Genomic DNA, 5638 nt, shown 5'->3' with positions numbered 1-5638 from the left:
GCGTTGGGTGCGTCTGGTCCTTGGCGGCTGGCGAGGGTGAGGTTTTTGATGTGGTGGTGGGTGATGAGGTGTTCGGCGAGGAGGGTGGCGAGTCCGCCGGTGCCGCCGGTGATGAGGAGGGTGTCCTCGGGTCCCCACTCCTCGAAGCCGGTCAGCGCGGGTTGGGTGGGGGTGGTGGCGCGGGTGAGGCGGGGTACGTGGATCTGGCCTTCGCGCAGCGCCAGCTCCGGCTCACCACTGGACACGACGGCGGCGGCGAGCTGCCGTGCCGACTCCGGCGTGCCGTCCGAGTCGACCAGGACGAAGCAGTCCGGCGTCTCGGCCTGCGCGGCGCGCACCAGACCCCACACCGAAGCCCCGACCACGTCCACCGGCAGATCCCCGGGGCCCGCCGCTCCCTGGGTGACCACGGCCAGCCGGGACGAGACCGGCCGGTCCTCGGCCGACCACTTCTGCAACGCGCTGAGCACGGTGGCGAGCACGTCACGCAGCCGCTGCGGCACCTGCTCCGCGTCGGTGAGGTCGACCGGCGGGCAAGGGAGGACGAACACCTCGGGTGCGAGCGGTCCTGCCCCGGCTGCGCTGTCGGCGTGCGCGGGGCTGTCCGCGCGTACGGGCTCGCCTGCCGGGAGCAGCGCGGTGTGAGCGGCGGAGGACACACCGGACCGGGCAGCCGTCACGGTCTCGGCGTCGCCCTCGTCCATGGAGAGCGGAGCCCAGGTCACCGTCCGCCCGGGCGCCGGCCGGTCCGCCGCCTGCCACTCCACCTGGAACAGCGAGTCGCGGTGCGGTGCGGGGGCCGCCGACAGGCCGCCGAGCGGTACCGGGCGCAGGATCAGCGCGTCGACGGAGGCCACCGGCGCGCCCTTCGCGTCCGACAGGTGCAGGCTCATCGCGTCGTCACCGGCCGGTGAGACCCGTACCCGCAGCGCGGCCGCGCCCACCGCCCGCAGGCTCACGCCGCTCCAGCTGAAGGGAAGCCTGACTCCGGCGGCGTCAGCGGTCTCGTTGGTCCCGGCGGTCTCGGGGTGGGTGTCGAACGGGCCGAGTCCCGCCGCGTGCAGTGCAGCGTCGAGGAGCGCCGGGTGCAGTCCGAATCTTGCGGCCTCCTCGCGGGCGCCCTCGGGCAGGGTGACCTCCGCGAACACCTCGTCCCCCCGCTGCCACGCGGCCCGCAGTCCCTGGAAGACGGGCCCGTAGCCGTAGCCCTGCTCGACAAGGCGCTCGTACAGGTCTGTCACATCGAGCGCGGTGGCGCCTTCGGGCGGCCAGACCGTCGTGGCGTCCGGGGCCGCAATCCGTGACGGCTCGGGTACGAGGTACCCCGTGGCATGGCTCGTCCAAGTCGCCTCGTCATCAGCGGAGTTGTCGCGCGTCTCGCCGGATCCCGCCGCCGGACGCCCGTGCACGGAGACAGGGCGCCGGCCGGTCGCGTCCGGTACGCCCACGAAGACCTGGATCTGCACGCCGCCCTTGGAGGGCAGCAACAGCGGTGCGGTCAGGGTGAGTTCGTCGACGCGTCCGCAGCCGACCTGGTCGCCCGCGCGCACGGCCAGCTCCACCAGCGCTGTGCCCGGCAGCAGCACGGTGCCGCCTGCCGCGTGGTCCGCGAGCCAGGGGTGGGTGTCCAGGCCGATCCGGCCGGTGAGAAGAGCGCCGTCGGCGTCGGCCAGTTTCATGACCGCGCCCAGCAGGGGGTGGTCGGCGGCGTCGAGCCCTGCCGAGGCCACGTCCGTACCGCCGGTGTCGGGGCGCGGCCAGAACGATGTGCGCTGGAACGGATAGGTGGGCAGGTCGACCCAGGAAGGGGCGTACGGTGCGAACACCGCCTCCCAGTCCACGGACACGCCCTGCACCCAGGCCTCGCCGAGCGAGAGCAGGAAACGGTCCATGCCGCCCTCGTGCCTGCGCAGCGAACCCACGGCGGCGGCCGGCCGCCCGGCCGCCTCACCGGTCTCCTGGATGCCCATGGACAGCACCGGGTGCGGGCTCGCCTCGACGAAGACGCTGTGGCCGTCGGCGAGCAGCGCCCGGGTCGTCTCCTCGAAGCGCACGGTCCGGCGCAGATTGCGGTACCAGTACGTGGCGTCGAGCTCACCTGTGTCGATGAGTGACGCGGTCACCGTCGAGTAGAACGGGATGCGCGAGGCGCGGGGCGTGATGTCGCGCAGGAGGTCGAGGAGTTCCTGCTCGATGGACTCCACATGGGCGGAGTGCGAGGCGTAGTCGACCGGGATCCGGCGGGCCCAGATGTCCTCGGCCGTGAGCTCGGTGAGCAGTTCGTCCAGGGCGTCGGAGTCACCGGACACGGCGACCGAACCCGCGCCGTTGACGGCGGCCACCGAGAGCCGCCCGTCCCAGCGGCGCAGCCGTTCGGCGACCTGCTCGGCGGGCAGGGACACCGACATCATGCCGCCGGGGCCGGTCAGCCGGCGCGCGATGGCCTGGCTACGCAGCGTCACCACGCGCGCGGCGTCCTCCAGGGAGAGCGCGCCCGCGACGCACGCCGCGGCGATCTCGCCCTGGGAGTGGCCCACCACGGCGGCCGGCTTCACGCCGTGCGCACGCCACAGTTCGGCAAGCGAGACCATGACGGCGAACAGGACCGGCTGGACCACGTCGACGCGTTCCAGGGTGGGCGCGTCCGGCTCCCCGCGCAGCACGGCGAGCAGGTCCCAGTCCACGTGGGGGCGGAAGGCTTCCGCGCACGCGCGGACGCGGTCGGCGAACACCGGGGCGGTGTCCAGCAGTTCAAGCGCCATACCGGCCCACTGCGAGCCCTGCCCGGGAAAGACGAAGGCCACCTTGGCGCGGCCGGCGGCGGTGCCGGTCACCAGGCCGTCGGGGGTGTCTCCTTTGGCGGTGGCTCTCAGCCCCGCGAGCAGCGCGTCCGTGCCGTCCGCGACGAGCACGGCCCGGTGTTCCATCGCGGCGCGGGTGGTCGCCAGGGAGTACCCGAGGTCGGCGGGGCGCACCCCGAGGCCCGTCGCGACCTGCTCGGCGAGGCGTCCTGCCTGGGCGCGCAGCGCCGCCGCGCTCTTCGCGGTGATGAGATAGGGCAGCGCGGTCGCCGGCTCGGCGGCGGGCTCGGGTGTCGCCTCGGCGGCCGGGGCCGGCGCTGCCTCGGGTGCCTGCTCGATGATGACGTGTGCGTTGGTGCCGCTGAGGCCGAAGGAGGAGACGCCGGCGCGGCGCGGGCGGTCGCGCTGCCACGGCACCGGTTCGGTGAGCAGTTCCACCGCCCCGTCCTCCCAGTCCACCTTCGTGGAGGGCTCGTCCACGTGCAGGGTCTTGGGCAGGACGCCGTTGCGCATCGCCATGACCATCTTGATGACGCCCGCGACACCGGCGGCGGCCTGGGTGTGCCCGATGTTGGACTTGACCGAGCCGAGCCACAGCGGATCGTCGGCCGGACGGCCCTTGCCGTAGGTGGCGAGCAGCGCCTGTGCCTCGATCGGGTCGCCGAGGACCGTGCCGGTGCCGTGTGCTTCCACGGCGTCGACCTCGGCCGGGCTCAGGCCCGCGTCGGCCAGGGCCTGGCGGATCACGCGCTGCTGCGAGGGGCCGTTGGGCGCGGTGAGCCCGTTGCTCGCGCCGTCCTGGTTCAGGGCGGAGCCCCGCACCACGGCGAGGATGCGCCGGTTGTTGCGGCGCGCGTCGGACAGCTTCTCCAGGACCAGCATGCCCGCGCCCTCGCCCCAGCCCGTACCGGCGGCGGCGTCGGCGAAGGACCGGCAGCGTCCGTCCAGGGCGAGACCGCGCTGCCGGCTGAACTCCACGAACGTACGGGCCGTGGACATCACGGTGACGCCACCGGCCAGCGCCAGCGAGCAGGTGCCCTGACGCAGCGCCTGCACGGCCAGGTGCAGCGCCACCAGGGACGAAGAGCAGGCCGTGTCGATGGAGACGGCGGGTCCTTCAAGGCCGAGGGTGTAGGAGATACGCCCGGAGACGATGCTGCCGTCCGTGCCGGTGACCATGAACCCCTCGGCGCCCTCGGGCACCGTGCCCACACGCACCGGGTAGTCGGTGGCCATGACCCCTGCGTACACGCCCGTCTGACTGCCCGTCAGGTCGTGAGGATCGATCCCGGCCCGCTCGAACGCCTCCCAGGCCACCTCCAGGAGCAGTCGCTGCTGGGGGTCGGTCGCGGTCGCCTCGTGCGGGCTCATCCCGAAGAACGCCGGGTCGAACTCCGGCGCCCCGTGCAGGAACCCGCCCTGCCCGGTGTAACTGGTGTGCGGCCGTACGCCCTCCGGGTCGTACACCCCGTCGAGATCCCAGCCCCGGTTGTCGGGGAAGCCGGTGATCGCGTCGGTGCCCGAGTCCACGAGCGACCACAGATCCTCGGGGGACTCGACACCGCCCGGGAAACGGCAGCTCATGCCCACGATGGCCACCGGCTCGGGCGACGTGGCCTCGTCGTAGCGCCGGCGCAGCCGCTCGTTCTCCAGCAGCGACTTGCGCAGTGCCTCGGCGATCTTCTGGACAGGTGTATCCACGGTCGTCACTCGCATTCCTCGGTCGCTCGTATGACTTGAGACGCTTCGTCCGGGCAGTGCCCCGCCCCCGTCGGCCCCGAAGAGCGGGACCGACGGGGACGAAGGCGGGCGGGGCCGGGGCCCGCGCGGTCACTCAGGCTGTTCGGAGCCGCTGCGCTCGAACGCCTCGCGGACGAGATCGTCGATGTCCATCGCCAGGATCGCGTCGCTCTGGTCGCTCTGCTCAGCCTGGCCGGACGGGTCGTCCTGGCCGGCCGGACCTGCCGGGCCGTCATCGGTGGGCCGCGTCGAGATGGCGGCCGCCTCGCCCGTGGCCGGAGCCAGTGCCAACAGCGCGTCCAGCAGGCCGGCTTCCCTGATCCGGGCCAGCGGCACCGAACCGAGCACCTGACGCAGCGCGTCCTCGTCCGCCTCGCCCCCAGCGGACTCCTGCTGCCGCGCCCGGATCTCCTCGATCTCCGGAAGCATCTCCTCCAGCAGGTACTTCGCGAGCGTCTGCGGGGTCGGATAGTCGAAGATCAGGGTGGCCGAAAGGCGCTGGCCGGTGACCTTCCGCAGCCTGTTGCGCAGTTCCACCGCCGTGAGTGAGTCGAAGCCGGAGTCCTGGAACGACCGGGTCGCGGTGAGCGACGAGGCGTCGGCGTGGCCGAGCACCGCCGCCACCTCGACACAGATCAGGTCCTCGAGCAGGTGCAGACGCTCGTCATCGGCCAGAGGCGCGAGCCGCTGCTCCACCGTGGAGGGGTCGAGGGTTTCGGTGGGTGTGGCGGTGTGGGCGGTGGGTCGGGTGGGGGTGGTGGGGTGGAGGTGGTGGAGGAGGGGGGTGGTGGGGTGGTGGGGGTTGAGTTTGATGGGGAGGAGGGCGGGGTGGTTGGTGGTGAGGGCGGTGTCGAAGTGGGTGAGGTTTTGGGTGGTGGTGAGGGGGAGGAGGGGGCCGTTGTTCATGCGGTTGATGTCGTTTTGGGTGAGGTGGGTGGCCATGCCGTGGTTGGTGTTCCACAGGCCCCAGGCGAGGGAGTGTGCGGGTTGGTTGTGGTGGGTGCGGTGGGTGGCGAGGGCGTCGAGGAAGGCGTTGGCGGCGGCGTAGTTGGCTTGGCCTGCGCCGTCGAGGGTGGCGGCGGCGCTGGAGTAGAGGA

2 protein-coding genes are annotated in these 5638 nt (G+C 72.7%); both read right to left on the bottom strand.

From position 1 onward, the window contains the following. Nucleotides 1-4502, bottom strand: a 4502-nt coding sequence (locus tag ACFYM2_RS34685; protein WP_388841866.1) for an acyltransferase domain-containing protein, incomplete at its 3' end; no start/stop codon positions are given. A gap of 129 nt (nucleotides 4503-4631) precedes the next feature. Beyond that, nucleotides 4632-5638: beta-ketoacyl reductase (locus ACFYM2_RS34680; RefSeq protein ID WP_388841863.1), on the bottom strand; the 1007-nt coding region annotated here is incomplete at its 5' end.

Source organism: Streptomyces sp. NPDC006711 (assembly GCF_042869775.1).
Taxonomy (GTDB): domain Bacteria; phylum Actinomycetota; class Actinomycetes; order Streptomycetales; family Streptomycetaceae; genus Streptomyces.
Note: the sequence above shows the minus strand (reverse complement) of the source record. Positions and strands in the feature narration are given on the sequence as shown.